Annotated in this window: 19 protein-coding genes and 1 pseudogene; 7 read left to right on the top strand and 13 right to left on the bottom strand. The window is 71.9% G+C overall.

Annotation, left to right across the window (positions count from 1 at the left end; genetic code table 11):
* The 6 genes and pseudogenes from MRBLMG1_RS23330 to galU all read right to left on the bottom strand — a co-directional run.
* Window positions 1–391, bottom strand: a pseudogene (locus tag MRBLMG1_RS23330) (hypothetical protein); the annotation flags it as partial.
* 137 nt (window positions 392–528) lie between these two features.
* A complete protein-coding gene (locus MRBLMG1_RS23335; protein WP_367826052.1) occupies window positions 529–1,140 on the bottom strand; it encodes a GNAT family N-acetyltransferase in 612 nt (203 codons plus the stop codon).
* Entirely contained in the window at window positions 1,137–1,724 is a 588-nt protein-coding gene (locus MRBLMG1_RS23340) for a MogA/MoaB family molybdenum cofactor biosynthesis protein (protein WP_414721630.1), read from the bottom strand. The genes MRBLMG1_RS23335 and MRBLMG1_RS23340 overlap by 4 nt, the downstream gene beginning before the upstream one ends.
* Entirely contained in the window at window positions 1,721–2,206 is a 486-nt protein-coding gene (gene moaC, locus MRBLMG1_RS23345; protein ID WP_367826053.1) for a cyclic pyranopterin monophosphate synthase MoaC, read from the bottom strand. The genes MRBLMG1_RS23340 and moaC overlap by 4 nt, the downstream gene beginning before the upstream one ends.
* Window positions 2,207–2,264: 58 nt before the next feature.
* The gene (glp, locus tag MRBLMG1_RS23350; RefSeq protein ID WP_414721631.1) at window positions 2,265–3,629 is read right to left on the bottom strand and encodes a gephyrin-like molybdotransferase Glp; all 1,365 of its coding nucleotides are present in this window, start codon (window positions 3,627–3,629) and stop codon (window positions 2,265–2,267) included.
* Window positions 3,630–3,633: 4 nt separating this feature from the next.
* On the bottom strand, window positions 3,634–4,545 hold the full coding sequence (galU, locus tag MRBLMG1_RS23355) for a UTP--glucose-1-phosphate uridylyltransferase GalU (RefSeq protein WP_367826054.1): 912 nt from the start codon (window positions 4,543–4,545) through the stop codon (window positions 3,634–3,636).
* Between the two features lie 103 nt (window positions 4,546–4,648).
* Between galU and MRBLMG1_RS23360 the strand changes: the two genes are divergently transcribed.
* Window positions 4,649–5,242, top strand: coding sequence for a 5-formyltetrahydrofolate cyclo-ligase (locus MRBLMG1_RS23360; RefSeq protein WP_367826055.1), 594 nt, complete (start codon window positions 4,649–4,651; stop codon window positions 5,240–5,242).
* Here MRBLMG1_RS23360 and MRBLMG1_RS23365 read toward each other — a convergent pair whose 3' ends face one another.
* A complete protein-coding gene (locus MRBLMG1_RS23365; RefSeq protein ID WP_367826056.1) occupies window positions 5,243–7,981 on the bottom strand; it encodes a penicillin acylase family protein in 2,739 nt (912 codons plus the stop codon).
* Between the two features lie 259 nt (window positions 7,982–8,240).
* Here MRBLMG1_RS23365 and MRBLMG1_RS23370 point away from each other — a divergent pair, with 259 nt between their 5' ends.
* The 6 genes from MRBLMG1_RS23370 (at window position 8,241) to mscL (ending at window position 13,964) form a co-directional block, all read left to right on the top strand.
* Window positions 8,241–9,764 carry a potassium/proton antiporter gene (locus tag MRBLMG1_RS23370; RefSeq protein ID WP_367826057.1) on the top strand — a complete coding sequence of 508 codons (1,524 nt, stop codon included), beginning with the start codon at window positions 8,241–8,243 and terminating at the stop codon, window positions 9,762–9,764.
* A 251-nt stretch (window positions 9,765–10,015) separates the two neighbouring features.
* Entirely contained in the window at window positions 10,016–11,287 is a 1,272-nt protein-coding gene (locus tag MRBLMG1_RS23375) for an MFS transporter (protein ID WP_367826058.1), read from the top strand.
* A 68-nt stretch (window positions 11,288–11,355) separates the two neighbouring features.
* Window positions 11,356–11,694 (top strand): FmdB family zinc ribbon protein, encoded by a 339-nt coding sequence (locus MRBLMG1_RS23380; protein WP_367826059.1) that lies wholly within the window; start codon window positions 11,356–11,358, stop codon window positions 11,692–11,694.
* Window positions 11,695–11,814: 120 nt separating this feature from the next.
* Window positions 11,815–12,660, top strand: coding sequence for an S-methyl-5'-thioadenosine phosphorylase (locus MRBLMG1_RS23385; RefSeq protein ID WP_367826060.1), 846 nt, complete (start codon window positions 11,815–11,817; stop codon window positions 12,658–12,660).
* A 131-nt stretch (window positions 12,661–12,791) separates the two neighbouring features.
* Window positions 12,792–13,316, top strand: a complete 525-nt coding sequence (locus MRBLMG1_RS23390; protein WP_367826061.1) for a hypothetical protein — start codon at window positions 12,792–12,794, stop codon at window positions 13,314–13,316.
* Between the two features lie 126 nt (window positions 13,317–13,442).
* Entirely contained in the window at window positions 13,443–13,964 is a 522-nt protein-coding gene (mscL, locus tag MRBLMG1_RS23395; protein WP_367826062.1) for a large conductance mechanosensitive channel protein MscL, read from the top strand.
* A gap of 19 nt (window positions 13,965–13,983) precedes the next feature.
* On the opposite strand, the gene MRBLMG1_RS23400 is transcribed toward mscL, so the two are convergent.
* The 6 genes from MRBLMG1_RS23400 to MRBLMG1_RS23425 form a co-directional block, all read right to left on the bottom strand.
* Window positions 13,984–14,202 (bottom strand): hypothetical protein, encoded by a 219-nt coding sequence (locus MRBLMG1_RS23400; protein WP_367826063.1) that lies wholly within the window; start codon window positions 14,200–14,202, stop codon window positions 13,984–13,986.
* A 120-nt stretch (window positions 14,203–14,322) separates the two neighbouring features.
* Entirely contained in the window at window positions 14,323–14,754 is a 432-nt protein-coding gene (locus MRBLMG1_RS23405; protein WP_367826064.1) for a hypothetical protein, read from the bottom strand.
* Entirely contained in the window at window positions 14,751–15,401 is a 651-nt protein-coding gene (locus tag MRBLMG1_RS23410; protein WP_367826065.1) for a ubiquinol-cytochrome c reductase iron-sulfur subunit, read from the bottom strand. Before MRBLMG1_RS23410 ends, MRBLMG1_RS23405 begins: the two co-directional genes overlap by 4 nt.
* Window positions 15,398–15,997, bottom strand: a complete 600-nt coding sequence (locus MRBLMG1_RS23415; protein WP_367826066.1) for a 4Fe-4S dicluster domain-containing protein — start codon at window positions 15,995–15,997, stop codon at window positions 15,398–15,400. Before MRBLMG1_RS23415 ends, MRBLMG1_RS23410 begins: the two co-directional genes overlap by 4 nt.
* A 7-nt stretch (window positions 15,998–16,004) precedes the next feature.
* On the bottom strand, window positions 16,005–18,329 hold the full coding sequence (locus tag MRBLMG1_RS23420; RefSeq protein ID WP_367826067.1) for a molybdopterin oxidoreductase family protein: 2,325 nt from the start codon (window positions 18,327–18,329) through the stop codon (window positions 16,005–16,007).
* Window positions 18,326–19,477 (bottom strand): MFS transporter, encoded by a 1,152-nt coding sequence (locus tag MRBLMG1_RS23425; RefSeq protein ID WP_414721632.1) that lies wholly within the window; start codon window positions 19,475–19,477, stop codon window positions 18,326–18,328. The genes MRBLMG1_RS23420 and MRBLMG1_RS23425 overlap by 4 nt, the downstream gene beginning before the upstream one ends.
* Between the last annotated feature and the right edge of the window lies 1 nt (window position 19,478).

The raw sequence follows: 19,478 nt of genomic DNA on the forward strand, positions 1-19,478 counted from the left end.
CGCCCGCGGCGCCCGCGCCGCCCGCGGCGGGGCGGGCCGGGGCGGCGGACGCCGGGGCCGGTTCCGGTTCGGGCTCCGGGAGTTCGAGGCGCGCCTCGGTTCTGGCCGCGGGCGCGGAGAAGGCCCGGACGTCGACCGAGCTCAGATGCTCGGTCGCCGCGTCCGGGTCCGCGTCGGGCGTCGGGCCCTCCACCGCAAGGTCCCGCTCCTTGAGCTCCTTGGCGTACCGGCGCTCCATGCCCGCCCGTCCGGAAAGCAGCCGGATGGCGGTGCTGAAGCGTTCCGTCGGACGGGCTTCGTTCAGCTCGTCCTGCCTGCGGAGCCACATCGGCACCAAGTAGGCGGCCCAGGCCCCGACGATGACTGCGTAGATGAGGCCGCTGCTGCTCACGCCTCACACGGTAGAGGGGTTCGCGTGGGGGCATCGGCCAATTGGCCCGGTGTGTCGCACGATCTGGCTGATATCACTGAACTTTTTTGTGATTGTTCAGATCGTTTGTGTGCCAACTACCGATTAAATTCGAACACTTATTTCATTCTTGCCTGGCGCCAGCGCCTCAGCAGCCCCTCCGGCACCTCCTCCGCCGTCAGCGCGAAGACCAGATGATCGCGCCAGGCGCCGTCGATGTGGAGATAGCGGGGCCGCAGCCCCTCCTCGCGGAACCCGAGCTTCTCGACCACCCGGCGCGACGGCCCGTTCTCCGGGCGGATGCACACCTCCATGCGGTGCAGCCCGACCGCGCGGAAGCAGTGGTCGACGGCGAGCGCGACCGCCGTCGGCATCACCCCGCGCCCGGCGACCCCGCTGTCCACCCAGTACCCCACGTGCCCCGAGCACATCGAGCCCCAGGTGATCCCGGCGACCGTCAACTGGCCGACGAGCTGCCCCTGGTACTCGATGACGAACGGCAGCATCCGGCCCGCGTTCGCCTCCGACCGCAGATGGCGCACCATCTGACGGTACGTCGGCCGCTGGGCGACCGGCCCGCCCGGAGGCGGCGGCGGAACCGTCGCCTCCCAGGGCCGCAGCCACTCCCGGTTGCGCCGGTTCACCTCGCGCCAGGCCCGCTGGTCGCGCATCCTTATCGGCCGGAGCACGACGTCCCCGTCGACGAGGATCACGGGCCAGGTCGGGATCACGGCGTTCTCGGGTGGTCGCCGCCGCGGATCTGGTCGACGGCGTGCCGGAGCAGCGGCTCCAGGACGGCGAGGCCGTCCCGCACGCCGCCCGGGGACCCCGGCAGGTTCACGATGAGCGTGCCGCCCGCGACACCCGCGAGACCGCGCGAGAGCGCCGCCGTCGGCACCTTCTCCCGCCCGTACGCGCGGATCGCCTCCGGGATGCCCGGGATCTCGCGGTCCAGGACCTCGCGGGTGACCTCGGGGGTCTCGTCGGTGGGCGAGATGCCCGTGCCGCCGGTGGTGACGACCACGTCGTACCCGGCGGCCACCGCCGCCCGCAGCGCGGCACCGACGGGCGCCCCGTCCGGGACGACCCGCGGGCCGTCCACGCCGAAGCCCATGGCGGTGAGGCCCTCGGCGATCAGCGGGCCGCCCTTGTCCTCGTAGACCCCGGCGGACGCCCGATTGGAGGCGGTGACGACCAGGGCCGAGTACGGGGCGGACAGGGCGCCGCCGGAGCCGAGCGCCGCGGGCGCCTCCCCGCCGGCCGGATCCGTGTGCTCGTGGGCGTGCGAACCCGCCACCCGGCCGCCGCGCGTCACGACGCGCTCCGCGTCCAGTGGCCCGACTTGCCGCCCGTCTTCTCCTCCACCCGTACGTCGGAGATGACCGCGCCCTTGTCGACCGCCTTGATCATGTCGACGACCGTCAGGGCGGCCACAGAGACCGCCGTCAGGGCCTCCATCTCGACGCCCGTGCGGTCGGTGGTCTTCACCGTCGCGAGGATCTCGACGGCCTCGTCCGTGACCGCGAGGTCCAGGGTGACGCCGGAGACGGCGAGCGGGTGGCACAGCGGGATGAGGTCGGGGGTCTTCTTGGCGCCCATGATCCCGGCGATTCGGGCGGTCGCGAGGGCGTCGCCCTTGGGGACGCCCTCGCCGCGCAGCAGCTCGATCACGCGCGGCGAGACGAGGACCCGCCCGCTGGCCCGCGCGGTGCGGGACGTGACGTCCTTCGCGGAGACGTCGACCATGCGGGCCGCACCCGCCTCGTCGATGTGGGTGAGACCTTGCTGCGTGCTCATGGCCGTGACACTCCCGGTCGCTGTATGGGGACGACACCGTACCCCCACCCTCGCCCCCTTAGCCGAGGAGGACCACTTCCAGCGTGCTGCCCGGTTCGACGCCCTCGGCCTCCTCCGGGACCACGAGCAGGCAGTCCGCGTGCGCGAGGGCCGCGATCAGGTGGGATCCCGCACCGCCCACGGGGGTGACGGTGCCGGCCTCGGGGTCGTAGGTGCCGCGCAGGAACTGGCGGCGGCCGCGCGGCGACGAGAGGGCCTTGTCGGCGGCCAGGACGGCCTGGACGCGCGGCCGGTGGAGGTCCTCGACGCCCATCAGGGCGCGGATCGCGGGGCGGACGAACAGCTCGAAGGAGACGTACGAGGAGACCGGGTTGCCCGGCAGCGCGAGCAGCGGGATCTGCTCGGTGCCGATCGCGCCGAAGCCCTGCGGCTTGCCCGGCTGCATCGCCAGCTTGCGGAAGTCGACCTGGCCGTCGGCGGTCAGCGCCTCCTTCACCACGTCGTACGCGCCGACGCTCACCCCGCCGGTCGTCACGATGAGGTCGGCCCTGATGAGCTGGTCCTCGATGGTGGCGCGCAGCGACTCGGCGTCGTCGGCGACGGCGCCCACCCGGTAGGCGAGCGCGCCGGCGTCCCGCGCGGCCGCGGCGAGCGCGAAGCTGTTGGAGTCGTGGATCTGGCCCTCGCCCAGCGGCTCGCCGGGCTGGACCAGCTCGCTGCCGGTGGAGATGACGACCACCCGGGGGCGGGGGCGGACCTTGACGGCGCCCCGGCCGATCGCGGCGAGCAGGCCGATCTGGGGCGGCCCGAGGACCGTGCCCGCCGCGAGGGCGAGCTCCCCGGCCCGCACGTCGCTGCCCGCCCTGCGGACGTGGGCGCCGGCCTCGGCGGACCGGTGGACCCGGACCTCGCCGGCGGCGCCCTCGGGGGCGGTGCTCGCGGCGCGCATGCCGGTGGCCGCGCCCCCGCCGGTGCCGCCGTCGGTCCATTCGACGGGGACGACGGCCTCGGCGCCGGGCGGCAGCGGGGCGCCGGTCATGATCCGGGCGGCCTCGCCGGGGCCGACGGTGGGCAGTCCGCCGTCACCGGCCGCGACGTCGCCGACGACGGTGAGGACGGCGGGGAACTCCTCGGTGGCACCGGAGACATCGGCGACCCTGACCGCGTACCCGTCCATGGAGCTGTTGTCGAAGGGGGGCAGCGCGACGGGCACCGTCACGTCCTCGACGAGGACGCAGCCCTGGGCGTCGAGGAGTTGCAGCTCGATGGGTTCGAGCGGGCCGACGGTCGCGAGGATGTCGGCCAGGTGCTCGTCCACCGACCACAGGTCGCGGGCCGGGCCCGCGCAGGGGTCCGCGGGGCCGGTCCCGTGGTCGTGGCCGCTGTCGTCGGGGGACGGCGACGGTGCCGTGCTGCTGCTCAAGGTGCTACATCTCCTCGCTGACGTATCTCCGGAGCCAGGCCCGGAAGTCCGGTCCCAGATCTTCACGTTCGCACGCGAGTCTGACAATGGCACGCAGATAGTCCCCGCGGTCGCCGGTGTCATAGCGGCGCCCCTTGAACACGACGCCGTGCACGGGGCCGCCGATCTTCTCGTCGGCGGCGAGCTTCTGCAGGGCGTCGGTCAGCTGGATCTCGCCGCCCCGGCCCGGCTCGGTGTCCCGCAGCGTCTCGAAGACGGCCGGATCCAGTACGTAGCGGCCGATGATCGCGTAGTTGCTCGGAGCTTCCGCCGGCTCCGGCTTCTCGACCAGGTCGGTCACTCGCACGACGTCCGAGTCGACGGTGGCCTCCACGGCGGCGCAGCCGTACAGGTGGATCTGCTCGGGGTCGACCTCCATCAGGGCGATCACGCTGCCGCCCTCGCGCTCCTGGACCTCGACCATGCGGGCGAGCAGCGGGTCGCGCGGGTCGATCAGGTCGTCGCCGAGGAGGACGGCGAAGGGCTGGTCGCCGACGTGCGGGGCGGCGCACAGCACGGCGTGGCCGAGGCCGCGCGGGGCGCCCTGGCGCACGTAGTGCATGGTGGCGAGGTCACTGGACTCCTGGACCTTGGAGAGGCGTTCGGCGTCGCCCTTCCGGCTCAGCGCTTCCTCCAGCTCGTAGTTCCGGTCGAAGTGGTCCTCCAGGGGACGCTTGTTCCGGCCGGTGATCATCAGGACGTCCGAGAGCCCGGCCGCGACGGCCTCCTCGACGACGTACTGGATGGCCGGCTTGTCGACGACCGGCAGCATCTCCTTGGGCGTCGCCTTGGTCGCAGGAAGGAAGCGGGTGCCGAGGCCCGCGGCCGGGATGACAGCCTTGCTGATCCGGCCGAGCCTGGGGAGCGACTGATTCATGCGTGCACCTTAGTCGTTCGGAATGAGAGGAAGATGTGCCTTCGGTTAACTTCCTTCACATAAAGACAGTTACGAGACATTCGTGCATTCACATGAGGCCGCCATGACACCTGAGATGTCCGAAAAGACCCTGCTGCGCAGCCGACTTCTGGCCGCGCGTGCCGCCCTGAGCGCTGATTCCCTCGCGGCCACGGCCGAATCCCTCGCCCGACGTGGTGTGGAGCTCACCGAACTCGCGGAGGCCTCCACCGTCGCCGCCTATGTGTCGGTCGGCCGCGAACCGGGCACCCGCGCCCTGCTCGACGCGCTCCACGCGCGCGGGGTGCGGGTCCTGCTGCCCGTGCTGCTCCCCGACAACGACCTGGACTGGGCCGCGTACGAGGGGCGGGAGGCGCTGGCCAAGGCCGGCCGCGGCCTCCTCGAGCCCACCGGGCCCCGGCTCGGTCCCGAGGCCGTCTGCGCCGCCGACGCCGTCCTGCTGCCCGGCCTGGCGGTCGACGGGCGCGGGATGCGGCTCGGGCGGGGCGGCGGCTCGTACGACCGGGTGCTCGCCCGGCTGGCGCGGGCGGGCAAGGACCCGGCCCTGGTGGTGCTCCTCTACGCGGACGAGGTGGTCGCGCGGGTCCCGGAGGAACCGCACGACCACCCCGTGCACGCGGTGGTGACCCCGGCGGGGGTCACCCGCTTCACGCCCTGATCAGGGCTTGAGGAGCAGCCTGTCCTTCGTCGCCGCGTCGACGGCGGCGGCGCCGTAGGCCCAGTCGAGGAGGTCGCCCCTGGCCCACGCGTCCGTCTGGTCGGTGTAGTTCGAGTGGAAGGCGTGCCCGGAGGCGCCGGTCAGGTTGATCCACCGGGACTTGTCCCAGTCGCCGACGTTGACCACCATCCGCATCGACGGCACCCAGATGACCTCGTAGCCGCCGGCCGCGTTCCAGCCGGTCGCGTCGACCGCCGCCTCGCCGCCGCCCAGGTTCCAGGGGCCGCGGTTGAGGAGCTGCTGCACGACGCCGGGTCCGGCGGTGCCCAGGGTCTGGTTCTTCAGGGTCAGCTGGTGCAGCCGGCCCCAGCTCCAGGTGGAGACGTCCTTGCCGAGCTTGGCGGTCAGCTCCCAGCGTGCGTCCTTCATGGCCTGGGCGAGCAGCTGGTCACGGGTCTCGGTGGGCTGGTTCGTGCGGGCGTCGCCCGGGGTCGTCCACCACTCGCTCTTCTCCTGCTTGAGGAGCGGGCGGACCACCTCGTACCAGCGGTCGCCGCCGTCCGGCTGCGCCGAGTCGGGGTCGCGCTCGCCGCACTCGCGGACGAGCTTGTTCTGCTCGTCGACGGGGCCGGTCGCGTCGACCGGGCGGACGTTGATGCAGTCGCCCTCGGCGCGCAGCTCCTTGGGGAGCTTGTTCCCGAAGGCGAGCTTGAGGACGTTGCGCCAGACCGCGTTGAAGTAGGCGGCGGCGGCCGAGTCGGGCTCCTGGGTGTAGTCCCAGCCTTCGAGGAGCTTCTGCGCCTCGCGGACGTACGGGTCGGAGATGTCGATCTTCAGCAGGAGCGGGTTGAGCAGGGTCGCGATCTCGCTGCGGTTGTCCGTCTGCATGGTCCGCATGTCGTCCGGCGAGATCTTGCCGCCGTCCTTGGTCTTCGACTCGATGAGGTCGTTGATCCGCTGGCTGCGCGAGCCGTAGCCCCAGTCCTTGGTGAGCAGGTCGGGGTAGGTCTTCTGGTCGATCACGGCCTGGTTGGCGGTGACGATGTAGCCGCGCTCCGGGTTGTACTCGTACGGCAGCTGCTCGAAGGGGATGTAGCCCTTCCACTTGTACGAGGAGTCCCAGCCGGGCGCCGGGACGGTGCCGTCGCCGGTACCGCGCCGCGGGATCTTGCCCGGGGACTGGTAGCCGATGTTGCCCGCGGTGTCGGCGTAGATCAGGTTCTGGGACGGGACCTCGAAGTTCTTCGCGGCCTCCCGGAAGGTGGCGAAGTCCTTGGCGCGGTCGATCGCGAAGATCGCCTCCATGGACTTGCCGGGCTGGAGGGCGGTCCACTGGAGGGAGACGCCGTAGCCGGTGCCGCGGTCGGGGGCGGAGTTGCCGACGGGCGCGTGCCGGCCGACCTTCTCCAGCTCGGAGGAGCGGTCGGAGACGAGCGGGCCGTGCTCGGTGGAGCGGACGGTGATCTTGCGGTCGTCGCCGCCCGCGACCTTGATGGTCTCCTCGCGGCTGGTGAAGGGCTTGACCTTGCCGTCGACGAGGTAGCCGTCGGGGCCGATCTTCTCCAGGTAGAGGTCGGTGACGTCGGCGCCGAGGTTGGTGAGACCCCAGGCGATCTTGTCGTTGTGGCCGATGATCACACCGGGCATGCCGGAGAAGGTGTAGCCGGCGACGTCGTAGCGGCAGGTCGCCGAGACCGAGCGGCAGTGCAGGCCCATCTGGTACCAGAGGGACGGCAGCTGCGGCGCGAGGTGCGGGTCGTTGGCGAGCAGCGGCTTGCCGGAGGTCGTGTACTTCCCGGCGACGACCCAGGAGTTCGAGCCGATGCCGTTGCCGTTGGGGCCGAGCAGGGCCGGGATGGTGTCGAGGACCTCGGAGAGCGCCCCGAGCTGGGACTGCGTACCGGAGGCGCCGGGGCCGGCGCCCGGGGTGTCGCCGGTGGTCGCGCCGTCGGCGTCGCCGGCCACGGCCTTCGGGTCGAACGTCCCGGTGGACTCGTCAACGGCGCCCTGGCCCACGATCGGCTGGTGGAGCGCGTACGGGTAGTCCGGGTACAGCTGCTTGATCTCGCTCGCGCCCAGCCGGCTCGTCAGCAGGGAGCGGTCGATCTCGTCCTGCATGTTGCCGCGCAGGTCCCAGGCCATCGCCTTGAGCCAGGCCACCGAGTCGACCGGGGTCCAGGGCTCGATCGCGTAGTCGTTGGTCAGGGCCAGAGCCGCGTACTCGACCGAGATCTCGGCGGGCTTCTCGTGGTCCTTCAGATAGGCGTTGACGCCCTCCGCGTACGCCTGGAGGTACTTCTTCGTCTCCGGCGACAGGACCTCGTCGTACTCCTGCTGCGCGACCCGGCGCCAGCCCAGCGTGCGCAGGAAGGCGTCGGTGTCGACCTGGCTCTCGCCGAACATCTCGGAGAGCCGGCCCGCGGTCACGTGGCGGCGGACGTCCATCTCGTAGAACCGGTCCTGCGCCTGGACATAGCCCTGGGCGCGGAAGAGGTCCGTCTCGTTGTCGGCGTAGATCTGCGGGACGCCGTTCGCGTCGCGCTTGACCTCCACCTCGCCGGAGAGCTTGTCGAGCCGGATCTCGCCGGTGGTCTGCGGGTACGAGGCCCGGACGGTGCTGACACCCCAGTAGCCGCCGAATCCGATGCCCGCGACCAGTGCGAGGACCAGGACGAGGAGGAGCAGGCGGGCGCGCCGCCCTTTCTTCTTGGCGGGGGGCGCGGTCGTGTTGGAGGGCATCGCTGTCCTTCGAGGGGCAGGGTGGTCCTGGAGTACGGGAGCAACCTTAGGCGCAGCGTCCGGGCGGCCTGGACGCGGTGTCAGGAAGAGAACCGTACAGATGAACGAGGGAGCGCAAAGAGGGCGTCAAGAAAACGTTAAAGATTAGGTAAGGTAACGAAGTGTCGTCCGCTGGAGGAACGATCCAGCTGCACGCGAGGGGAAGGAACGGCCACTGACTGTCCACCAGCTCAACGAACTCCTGCTCATCTGCTCGCTCGTGTTGCTGATCGCGGTCGCGGCCGTGCGGATCTCGTCACGCAGCGGCCTCCCCAGCCTTCTGCTCTACCTCGGCATCGGCGTCGCCATAGGCCAGGACGGCATCGGCAACGTCGCCTTCGACAACGCGGAGCTCACCCAGGTCATCGGCTACGCGGCCCTGGTCGTGATCCTCGCCGAGGGCGGCCTCGGCACGAAGTGGAAGGAGATCAAGCCGGCCCTGCCCGCCGCGGTCGTCCTCTCCACCCTCGGCGTCGCCGTCAGCGTCGGCATCACCGCCGCCGGCGCCCACTACCTCGTCGGCCTCGACTGGCGGCAGGCCCTGATCATCGGCGCCGTCGTCTCCTCCACCGACGCCGCCGCCGTCTTCTCCGTACTGCGCAAGGTGCCCCTGCCCTCGCGGGTCACCGGCGTCCTGGAGGCCGAGTCCGGCTTCAACGACGCCCCCGTCGTCATCCTCGTCATCGCCTTCTCCACCGCCGGACCGATCGACGACTGGTACGTCCTCGTCGGCACGATCGCCCTCGAACTCGCCATCGGCGTCGCCATCGGCCTGACCGTCGGCTTCGTCGGCTCCTACGGGCTCCGCCACGTGGCCCTGCCCGCCTCCGGCCTGTACCCGATCGCCGTCATGGCCATCGCCGTCGTCGCGTACGCGGCGGGCGCCCTCGCCCACGGCTCCGGGTTCCTCGCCGTCTACCTGGCCGCGATGGTCCTGGGCAACGCCAAGCTGCCGCACGCGCCCGCGAACCGCGGCTTCGCCGAGGGACTCGGCTGGATCGCCCAGATCGGCATGTTCGTCCTGCTCGGCCTGCTCGTCACCCCGCACGAGCTCGTCCACGACTTCTGGCCCGCCGTCGTCATCGGCCTGGTCCTGACCGTGGTCGCGCGGCCCATGGAGGTCCTGCTCAGCCTGCTGCCGTTCCGCATCCCCTGGCAGGAGCAGGCCCTCATGTCCTGGGCCGGCCTGCGCGGCGCCGTCCCCATCATCCTCGCCACCATCCCGATGGTGGCGCAGATCGAGGGCAGCGAGCGGATCTTCAACATCGTCTTCGTCCTCGTCGTCGTCTACACCCTCGTCCAGGGCCCGACGCTGCCCTGGCTCGCCAGGGCCCTGAAGCTCGGCGACTCCTCGGAGGCCGCCGACCTCGGCGTCGAGTCCGCACCCCTGGAGCGGCTCCGCGGCCACCTGCTCTCCGTCGCCATCCCCGAGCACTCCCGGATGCACGGCGTCGAGGTCGCCGAGCTGCGCCTGCCGGCCGGAGCGGCCGTCACCCTCGTCGTACGGGACGGGGCGAGCTTCGTCCCCGGACCCGCGACCGTCCTGCGGCACCAGGACGAGCTGCTCGTCGTCACCACCGACCCGGTGCGGGACGCCACCGAGCGGCGCCTGCGCGCGGTCGGCCAGGGCGGCAAGCTCGCCGGCTGGCTCGGCACGGGCGGAGCCACCGCGGTCAGCACCCCGGAGGGCGCGGCGACGCGCTTCCACCGATCCCCGAAGAAATCCCCCGGTACCCCCGGTTAATCCGAGGCATTAATTCAGGTGCGGGAGCGTTTTCCCAGGCGGGAAGACGCTCTTCCCTGTAGCATGAAGGCACACCTGATCGAACCAACTCTGCCTGACGCAGAGCTGGCGCGACCGTATGGCGGCCGTGGCGCCCCTCCGCAGTGGGGCCGGCCCGGTATCTACCGCAGTAACGCGCATGAGGACAGCTCTCGGCGACACCCGCACCACCGTGCCGGGACGCGCTACCAGGCGGCAGAAAGGCCAGGACCGTGGCGTCCACGGTCATCTCCGACAAGCGGCCCGGCTACGGGCAGCTACTGCGCACCCCCGGTGCGCTGTCCTTCCTGCTCCCCGGCTTCGCCGCCCGGCAGCCCTTCGCGATGCTGACCATCGGCATCGTCCTGCTCGTCCAGCACACCACCGGCTCCTTCGGCAGCGCCGGCGCGGTCGCCGCCGTGACCGGCGTCTCCATGGCGCTCTTCGCGCCGCAGAGCGGCAAGCTCGCCGACCGCTTCGGCCAGCGCGCCGTCCTGGTCCCCGGCGTCCTCGTGCACACCGCGTCCGTCTCCCTCCTCGTGGCCCTCGCCCTGACCGGCGCCCCGCTCTGGGCGCTGTTCCTGGCCGCCGTGCCCGCCGGCGCCTCCGTGCCCCAGGTCGGCCCGATGGTCCGGGCCCGCTGGGCCGCCAAGCTCGACGGCACCCCGCTGATGCCGACCGCCGCGGCCTTCGAGTCCGTCACCGACGAGTTCACCTTCGTCGTCGGCCCCGTCCTGGCCACCGCCCTGTGCACCGGCGTCCACCCGGCCGCCGGCCTGATCGCCGAGGCCGCCCTCACCCTCGTCGGCGGCCTGTTCTTCGCCGCGCAGCGCGCCACCCAGCCCGCGTTCGGCGTCGCCGCCGCCACCAGCGCCGAGCCGCACCGCTCCGCCCTCTCCATCCCGGGCGTCCGGGTCCTGATCGTCGCCTTCCTCGGCATCGGTTCCGTCTTCGGCGGCATGCAGGTCTCCCTGACCGCCTTCACCGAGGAGATCGGCAACCCCGGCGCCAACGGCCTGCTGTACGGGATCTTCGCCGCCGGCAACATGCTCGCGGGCATCGCCATGGGCGCCGTCGCCTGGAAGACCGGCCCCCGCCGCCGCCTGATCCTCGGCTACGCCGGCCTCACCGTCGCCGCGTCCCTGCTGTGGACCGCGCACTCGGTGCTGCTCCTCGGCGCCCTGGGCCTGGTCGTGGGCCTGTGCATCGCCCCCGCCCTCATCACCGGCTACACCATCGTCGAGACCCTCATCCCGGCCTCGGCCCGCACCGAGGCCTTCACCTGGCTCACCGGCGCCGTCGCGCTCGGCCAGGCCGCGGCCGTCACGGTCGCCGGCCGGCTCGCCGACGCACAGGGCGCGAGCAGCGGTTTCCTGGTGCCGATGGCGGGCACGGTGCTCGCCCTGGCCACGCTCCTCGCCCTCCGGTCGCGCCTGAAGCCGCGCGAGTCGAGCCGGGTCGCCGCGCGTGGCATCGGTCACCGCGTGCCGGTGGCGGTGGACTGAACCCACGGAATACGTCACTATGGATCGTCGTTAGCACTCGATGAGTGTGAGTGCCAGGAGGAAGTCAAGTGCCGACCTACCAGTACCAGTGCACCGAGTGCGGCGAAGGCCTCGAGGCGGTGCAGAAGTTCACCGATGACGCGCTGACCGAATGCCCCAGCTGCCAGGGACGCCTGAAGAAGGTGTTCTCGGCCGTCGGCATCGTCTTCAAGGGCTCCGGCTTCTACCGGAACGACAGCCGCGGCTCGTCGTCCAGCAGCTCGCCCGCCGCGTCGAAGTCCTCGACCCCGTCGTCCTCGTCCTCGGCGTCCTCGACGTCGGACGCGAAGCCGGCCGCGTCGACCTCGTCGTCGTCCTCTTCCGCCTCCTCGACGTCCTCGTCGAGCACCGGAAGCTCGGCCGCCTGACGTTTCCGCCGAGGGGCCCCGCCGCACACCGCGACGGGGCCCCTCGGCGTATCCGGGCCCCCGCCGAACCTGGAAGCCGCACCCGGCATGATCGGCGAGGCACCCCCTAGGCTGACCGCCATGGCGAACCATGACGTGTACGCGGACATCGGCGTGATCGGCGGCTCCGGCTTCTACTCCTTCCTGGAGGACGTCACCGAGGTGTCCGTCGACACCCCCTACGGCAGCCCCAGCGACTCCCTCTTCCTCGGCGAGATCGCCGGCCGGCGGGTCGCCTTCCTCCCCCGGCACGGCCGCGGCCACACCGTCCCGCCGCACGGGATCAACTACCGCGCCAACCTCTGGGCGCTCCGCTCCGTCGGCGTCCGGCAGGTCCTCGGACCGTGCGCCGTCGGCGGACTGCGCGAGGAGTACGGACCCGGCACCCTCGTCGTGCCGGACCAGCTCGTCGACCGTACGAAGAACCGGGCGCAGACCTACTTCGACGGGGAGCGGCGGGCCGACGGGGCCGTGCCGCGCGTCGTCCACGTCACCTTCGCCGACCCGTACTGCCCCGACGGCCGACGGGTCGCGGTCAAGGCCGCCCGGGGGCAGGACTGGGAACCGGTCGACGGCGGCACCATGGTCGTGATCGAGGGGCCCCGCTTCTCCACCCGCGCCGAATCGCGCTGGCACGCCGCCGCCGGCTGGTCCGTCGTCGGCATGACCGGACACCCCGAGGCCGTCCTCGCCCGCGAGCTCGGCCTCTGCTACACCTCCCTCGCGCTCGTCACCGACCTCGACGCGGGCGCCGAGACCGGCGAGGGCGTCTCCCACACGGAGGTGCTGCGGGTGTTCGGCGAGAACGTCGGACGACTCAGGGACGTCCTCTTCGACGCGGTGGGCGCGCTGCCCGCGACCGCGGAACGGGACTGCCTGTGCACCCGCGCGCACGACGGCTGGGACCTGGGGATCAAGCTGCCGTGAACCCCTCGTGAGAGTGAGGGAGTTGTCCACAGGCGCAGGGTGATCCCCAGGCCGGAGCGGGACGGCGGCGGGGCCGGGAGAGTGGGGCGCGTACTTCCCGTACGCACCCGACCAGGACGGCGGTACCCCGCATGACGCCCACCTCTTCCCTCCCCGCGCCCTGCCCGGTGCCCCCCTTCGAACCCCTGCGGATCCGGGGCACCCGGCACCGGCTGCGGCGGGCGCTGCGCCGCGGCCGACTCGCTCCGGTGCTGCTCCTGGCGCTGGCGGCGGCCGCACTGGCCGTCGCGAGCGGATCCGTCCCGGGCGGGGGCGCCGGCGCGGGCACCCCCCGGTCCGCGGCGACCGCCGCACGTGCGCGACCGCCCGCCGCCGTGCCCCTGGTGTCCGCCCCCGTGCGGATCGCCGACGCCGCGACCGTACGGCTGCTGCGGCCCGGCGACCGGGTCGACGTGATCGCCGCGCCGAACTCTGGCCTCGGCGGCGGCGGTGAGGCCCGCGTGGTCGCGACGGGCGCCCGGGTGGCCGAAGTGCCGCGACCGGGCGAGACTCGGTCGGACGGAGGGGCGCTCGTCGTCCTGTCCGTGCCACGGCCGACGGCGACGGCGCTGGCAGGTGCCGGTGTCACCTCACAACTGGCGGTGACACTGTGCTGATTCGCACTGACAGCCTGTCAAGTCACCGTCCCGTGTGTATGGATTGGACGCGTCTGCGCCGTTCACGGCCTAATGGCTCCGCACGCAGCGGTACACGCGACATCACGAGCGACGAAAGGCACCTTGGTGGCCGAGAAGAAGGAAAGTTTGCTGGGAGGCTTCAAGGCCTTCCTGATGCGCGGCAACGTGATCGACCTGGCGGTCGCCGTCGTCATCGGTGCCGCGTTCACGAACATCGTGAACTCGGTGGTCAAGGGCATCATCAACCCGATCGTCGGCGCCTTCGGCACGAAGGACCTGGAGAGCTACGCGTCCTGCCTCAAGGACCCCTGCCGGGTGGTCAACGGCGAGATGCAGGGCATCCAGCTCCAGTGGGGCCTGGTCCTCAGCGCGGTGCTGAGCTTCCTGATCACCGCGGCCGTCGTCTACTTCCTGATGGTCCTACCCATGGCCAAGATCCTCGCCAAGCGCGCCGCGCACGAGAAGGCGAAGGAGGGCGTCGCGGAGACCATGGAGATCAGCGAGCTCGAGGTCCTCAAGGAGATCCGCGACCACCTCGTCGCCCAGCGCGGCCCGTCCGTCAACAACAACACCCCGAACTCCGGGGTCGTGGGCAGCGGTGGCGCGGGGGCGCACTCCACCTCCTGACCGGCGCCGTACGCCGGGTTCAGAGGTGGTGCGGCGGCTTCTCGTCGAGGAAGCGCGCGAGGTCGGCGGCGCTGTCGCCGCCGGCGGGAGGCCGCTCGCCCCACCCGCGGTCCGTGTCGTCCGCGGACTGCTGGTCCAGTGGATCGTCGAAGACGAGCACCGGCTTCGGGTTCTCAGGGCTGGAAACGGTGCCGGGCCGCTTCGCGTCTCGCGGGCCGTGGGCGGGGGCGGAACTCATACCCTCAGGGTACGCCCGCCGCCCCGCCCCGAACCCGCCTGATCTGCGAAATCCCGCGCCGCGGCCCCGGGCCACCTCCGCGGTGCGCGACGCGACACGCCGGACGACCGGTACTCCGGCTCAGCGGTCCTTCGGATCGATCGCCCACAGGCCGAGCACCACGAGGAACGACAGGACGAGGAAGCCCGCGCCCCACCAGGCGGTACCGGTGTCGCCGGTCATCCACTCGTCCACCACGATCGTCAGCCCCCAGAGCTGGCCGATGACGACCGTGAGCGCCAGCGCCAGCCGGGCCGACAGCTTCGAGGACCGCTCCGGCTCCTGCTCCGTACCGGCTCCCGGCCCCGGCCCGGTGTGCCGGATCCGGGGGTCGCCGTAGCCGCTCGTGGGGCGGATCTGCGGATAGCGCTCGTGCACCGGCCGGTTCAGCCGCGGCTGCGCGCTGCCCGGGGTGTACGCGGGCGGACGCGGCGGCTCGGGGTCCCCGCCGCCGGAGGACGGCGCCGGGGGGCGCGGGGCCTCCGGGTCCTTGGGGAAGGTGCCCTCGCTCATGTCCGCTCACTCCTCTCCGCCGTCCTGCCGCCGGGACCGCCGGCGCCGAAGCCGGGGCAGCCGGGGCGGTCGTCGCCGTTCTGGCGGCAGAAGCCCTCCAGGGCGCTCTCGCCCGAGCGGGCCGTGCCGATCGCCCACACGCTGCCGTCGGTCTGCTCGACCAGGATCACCTTCGGCAGGCCCCGCGGCGGCGGGCCGGCGGTGACCTCTCCCGTACGGGCGTCGAAGACCCCCTCGTGGCAGGGGCAGTACAGCTCGCCCTCGCTCCCCCGCTCCTTGCGCCACAACACGGCGCAGGCGAGGTGGGTGCAGACGGCGGAGTAGCCGGCGAGGCTGCCGTCCTCCATGCGGACGGCGATCGCCCGGTCCTCGTCGCCGGGGTAGCGGAAGGCGAGCGACTCGCCCCGTTCGATCCGGTCGGCGATCTTCTTGACCTCGGGAGCCCCTTCGCTGTCGCCGTGCCGGTGCAGGATGCCGGAGGCGACGGCGACCCCGCCGACGGCCAGGCCGCCGGAGACGGTGGCGACGATCCGCAGGTAGTCGCGGCGGGTGGTGAGCGAGTCGGCGGCGATCCGGTCGTGGAGCGCTTCCTGCGCCGCGTCGCCGGGGGCCTCCGGTGCGGGCGGCTGGGGGTCGGTGACGCTCAACGGACGTCCCTTCCATTGATCTCGACGACGGGGAGGCCGCCGGGCACCGGCCACTGGACCTTGTCGGCGGGGACCACCATCGCCACGCCCGTGCTGACGGTGGTGGTGCCGAAGGTGAACGTGTCGGCGACCTGGACGCCGGGACGTTCGGCCCTGAGCTCGTCGAGGGTCCCGTAGAAGAGGGCGCCGGTGGGGCAGACCGTGGCGCACATCGGGGCGAGGCCGTAGGCGGTGCGGTCGTAGCAGAGGTTGCACTTCATCTGGAGCTTCGCCTGGAGGTCGATCTTGGGCACGCCGAAGGGGCAGGCGTTGACGCAGTTGGCGCAGCCGATGCAGCGGGTGGTGTCGGCCTGCTGCACGACGCCGTCGGCGGTCACGAGGATCGCGTCCGCGGGGCAGACCTCGGCGCAGGGGGCGACGGGGTCCTCGCAGTGCATGCAGACGGTGGGGAGGGAGGCGACGGAGTGGCCCTCGTCGGGGTAGTCGAGGTGGATCATCGACTTGCCGCGGTGCGAGTCGCATTCGCGGCAGGCCGAGACGCAGGCCTGGCAGCCGATGCAGCGGCCCGGGTCGATGAAGATCGTGCGGCCCATCATGTGCGGGTCAGCTCCTCTCCGCGGTGCCGCGGCCCTGGGGGGAGGTGGGGGGCAGCGGGTCGGTGCGGGAGACCTGGGTCTCCGGGTAGGCCTGGTGTCCGGGGGCGGTGGGCGGCGCGGGGACCTCGTCGACGCGTTCGGCGGCCTCGATGCGGGCGGCGCAGACCTTGTACTCCGGGATCTTGGAGCGGGGGTCGAGCGCGTCGATGGTGAGGGCGTTCGCCGCGGTGGGGACGGGCCAGTGGTAGGGGACGAAGACGGTGTCGGGGCGGATGGCCTCGGTGACGAGGGCGGGGAAGACCTCGCTGCCGCGGCGGGTGACGACGCGGACGGGGTCGCCGTTCCGGAAGCCGTGGGAGGGGTGGACCTCGACCCAGGGGCGCGGGGTCTGCTCGACGAGGGCGCCGAGCCGGCGGGTCTGGTTGCCGGAGAGGAAGTGGGCGACGGTGCGGCCGGTGGTGAGCGAGAGGGGGTACTCCTCGCTGTACGGGTCCATCGGCGGGTGCCATTCGACGACCTGAAGGTGGATCGCGCCGTCGGGGTGGTAGGTGCGGCCGTCCTCGAAGAGGCGGGGCGTGCCGGGGTGCTCGGTGGTGGGGCACGGCCAGGCGATGCCGCCGGTCTCCTCCAGGCGTTCGTAGGTGATGCCGTAGTAGTCGTTGACGGTTCCGGCGGAGGCGGTCCGGAGCTCTTCGAAGACGGCGCGCGAGTCGGCGAAGTCGAACTTGTCCCCGGCGCCGAGGCGGCGGGCGAGTTCGCACATGACCCAGGTGTCGGTGCGGACGCCGGCGGGGGGTTCCTGGGCCTTGTTGTGCTTGACGACCCGGGCCTCGGCGTTGGCCATGACGCCTTCGTCCTCGGCCCAGACGGTGACGGGGAAGACCACGTGGGCGTTGGCGGCGGTCTCGGAGAGGAAGAAGTCGAACTGTGCGTGGAATTCGAGGGTGTCGTAGCCGTTCTTGACGGTGGCGTAGTTCGGGAGGGAGACGAAGGGGTTGTTGCAGATGCCGACGAGGCCGCGGATCTCCTTGCGCTGCATCTGCCAGACCATCTCCATCATGGAGGTGCCGGCGAGCGGGAGTTCTGCTTCGTCGATGCCCCAGATCTCGCAGATCTGCCGGCGGTGCTCGGGGTTCGTGATGGAGCGGCCGCCGGGCAGCAGGTCGGACTTCTGGCCGTGTTCGCGGCCGCCCTGGCCGTTGCCCTGGCCGGTGATGGTGCCGTAGCCGGCGCCGGGCCTGCCGATGTTCCCGGTGGCGACGCAGAGGTTGATGATGGTCAGGCAGTTCTCGACGCCCTGGGAGTGGTGTTCGACTCCGCGGGCGTGCCAGGCCATCGCCTTGCCGGCGCCGGCGAACATCCGGGCTACCTGGACGATCTGCTGCTCGGGGACGCCGCAGATCTCGGCCGAGCGGGCGGGCGGGTACGCGGCTACCGTCTTCTTCACCTCGTCCCACCCGGTGGCGTGGGCGGCGAGGTAGGCCTCGTCGGCGAGGCCCTCGGCGACGACGACGTGCAGGACGGCGTTGAAGAAGGCGGAGTCGGTGCCGGGCTTGAGGGCGACGTGGACGTCGGCGGTCCGCGCGATGGCGGTCTCGCGCGGGTCGACGACGATGAGCGTGGCGCCCCGGTCGCGGGCCCCCCACAGGTACTGGGTCATGACCGGGAAGCACTCGCCGACGTTGGAGCCCGCGATGAGGAGGCAGTCGGTGAGGAGGATGTCGGAGAAGGGGTTCCCGGCCCGGTCGATCCCGAAGGCCAGCTTGTTGGCTCCGGCTGCCGAGACCATGCACAGGCGGCCGTTGTAGTCGACGTGCCGGCTCTTCAGGGCGACCCGGGCGAACTTGCCGACGAGGTAGGTCTTCTCGGAGTAGAGGCTGGCCCCGCCGAGGAGCCCGAAGGCGTCGTTCCCGTACTCGCCCTGGATGCGGCGGATCTCGGCGACGGTGCGGTCGAGCGCCTCGTCCCAGCTGACCTCCCGGAACTCCTCGTCCCGGTTGCGCCGCATCAGCGGCGCGGTGAGCCGGTCGGGGTGGTTGACCTGCTGGTAGGCGTTGATGCCCTTGGGGCACAGCCGCATGCGGTTGATGTCGTGGTTGCGGGGCTCGACCCCGAAGACCTTGCCGCCGCGGTCGACCCGGAGGTACATCCCGCACTGCACGCCGCAGAAGCAGCAGTGCGTGGGCACGAGCGTCTCGCCGTTCTGGTCGGCATGCCACCGGTCCGCGGGAATGCCGCCGGCGTCCCGGAACCGGCGCGTCCCCGGCGGCGCCAGGGAGGGGTCGAGCGGCACCGGCCGGCCGGGGGTGGACACGGGGTCGGTCGCGGTCACTTGAAGCCCTTCTTCACTTGGTCGAGGTAGGCGTTGCCGCGGAGGACGCGTTTGCAGCGGGGGCAGTACTCGGCCCAGGTGTCGAAGCCGAGGTCGAGGTCGCGCATGGTGCCCTGGAGGTTCTCGACGTAGGGGGCGGTGTCGATGGGTTCGTGGCAGCGGCGGCAGGCGAGGACCTGCTCGTCCGTGCGGCGGGAGGTGTACTTGAAGAGCTGCATGCCGACGGCGGCGGGCCGTTGGACGATGTGGAAGAACTTCCCGAACGGGATGTAGATGAGGGTGAAGACGACGGAGACCATGTGCAGGACGGCGAGGAACTCGTAGCCGCCGCCGTGCAGGAAGATCGACGAGAAGGTCAGCAGGAGCCCGGTCACCGAGATGACGATGAGGCAGATGAGCGGCACCAGGTCGTAGGCGAAGCGCTGGCCGGTGATCGCTCCGCGGTCCTTCATGCGGCGCCAGAGGAAGAAGGAGGCGCCGGCGATGACGAGGACGGCCGCGATGTCGAGGCCGTGGAACATGAGCCAGCCGAGGACGCCGAGGGAGTCGAAGCCGATGACCTTGAAGCCCCAGATCCGCATCTCGTAGCCGGGGCCCGAGCCGGTCGACGAGGTGAAGGTGAACCAGCCCCAGGTGAGGGGGAAGGTGATCGCGGCGGCGAGCAGGCAGCCCCAGAAGACGAGCTGGTGGGCCGCCCAGCGGGCGTGCGAGCGGGCGCCGAGGAACTTCTGGAAGCCGAGGTAGGTGGCGATCATCTTCGGCAGGGCGGTGGGTGCCCTGCGGAAGTTCGCGACGGAGAAGAAGGACCGCCGGCCCTGCCGGAAGAGGCGGCGGGCGCCGGGGGCGGAGACCCAGACGGTGTAGCGGTAGGCGACGCCGAAGGCGAGGAAGACGGTCGCGACGGCGTAGGGCAGGAGGGCCGAGTCGAAGTCGCGGAGCAGTCGGCTGCCGAAGACGATCGCGATGATCAGGAGTACCGAGACGGCGGTCCCCGCGAGGGTCGCGCGGCGCCGCACGGCGGCGGGGCTCTGCGGCGGGCGCCCGGCGGCCGCGGGTCCTCCGGGGGTCGGGCCGCCGGTTTCGAGGGTGCTGGGGGCCGGATCGCCCGGCCCGGGGGTCGGCTCGACTGTCTGCGGTGGCTCGGTCACG

Origin of the sequence: Streptomyces sp. LMG1-1-1.1 (assembly GCF_040815545.1) — a bacterium.
Taxonomy (GTDB): Bacteria; Actinomycetota; Actinomycetes; order Streptomycetales; family Streptomycetaceae; genus Streptomyces.

Coding starts and splice junctions, on each gene's coding strand:
- MRBLMG1_RS23405 (WP_367826064.1), bottom strand. CDS start 14,754: ATGAGCGAGGGCACCTTCCCCAAGGACCCGGAGGCCCCGCGCCCCCCG.
- moaC (WP_367826053.1), bottom strand. CDS start 2,206: ATGAGCACGCAGCAAGGTCTCACCCACATCGACGAGGCGGGTGCGGCC.
- MRBLMG1_RS23390 (WP_367826061.1), top strand. CDS start 12,792: ATGACGCCCACCTCTTCCCTCCCCGCGCCCTGCCCGGTGCCCCCCTTC.
- MRBLMG1_RS23385 (WP_367826060.1), top strand. CDS start 11,815: ATGGCGAACCATGACGTGTACGCGGACATCGGCGTGATCGGCGGCTCC.
- MRBLMG1_RS23365 (WP_367826056.1), bottom strand. CDS start 7,981: ATGCCCTCCAACACGACCGCGCCCCCCGCCAAGAAGAAAGGGCGGCGC.
- MRBLMG1_RS23400 (WP_367826063.1), bottom strand. CDS start 14,202: ATGAGTTCCGCCCCCGCCCACGGCCCGCGAGACGCGAAGCGGCCCGGC.
- galU (WP_367826054.1), bottom strand. CDS start 4,545: ATGAATCAGTCGCTCCCCAGGCTCGGCCGGATCAGCAAGGCTGTCATC.
- MRBLMG1_RS23415 (WP_367826066.1), bottom strand. CDS start 15,997: ATGATGGGCCGCACGATCTTCATCGACCCGGGCCGCTGCATCGGCTGC.
- MRBLMG1_RS23360 (WP_367826055.1), top strand. CDS start 4,649: ATGACACCTGAGATGTCCGAAAAGACCCTGCTGCGCAGCCGACTTCTG.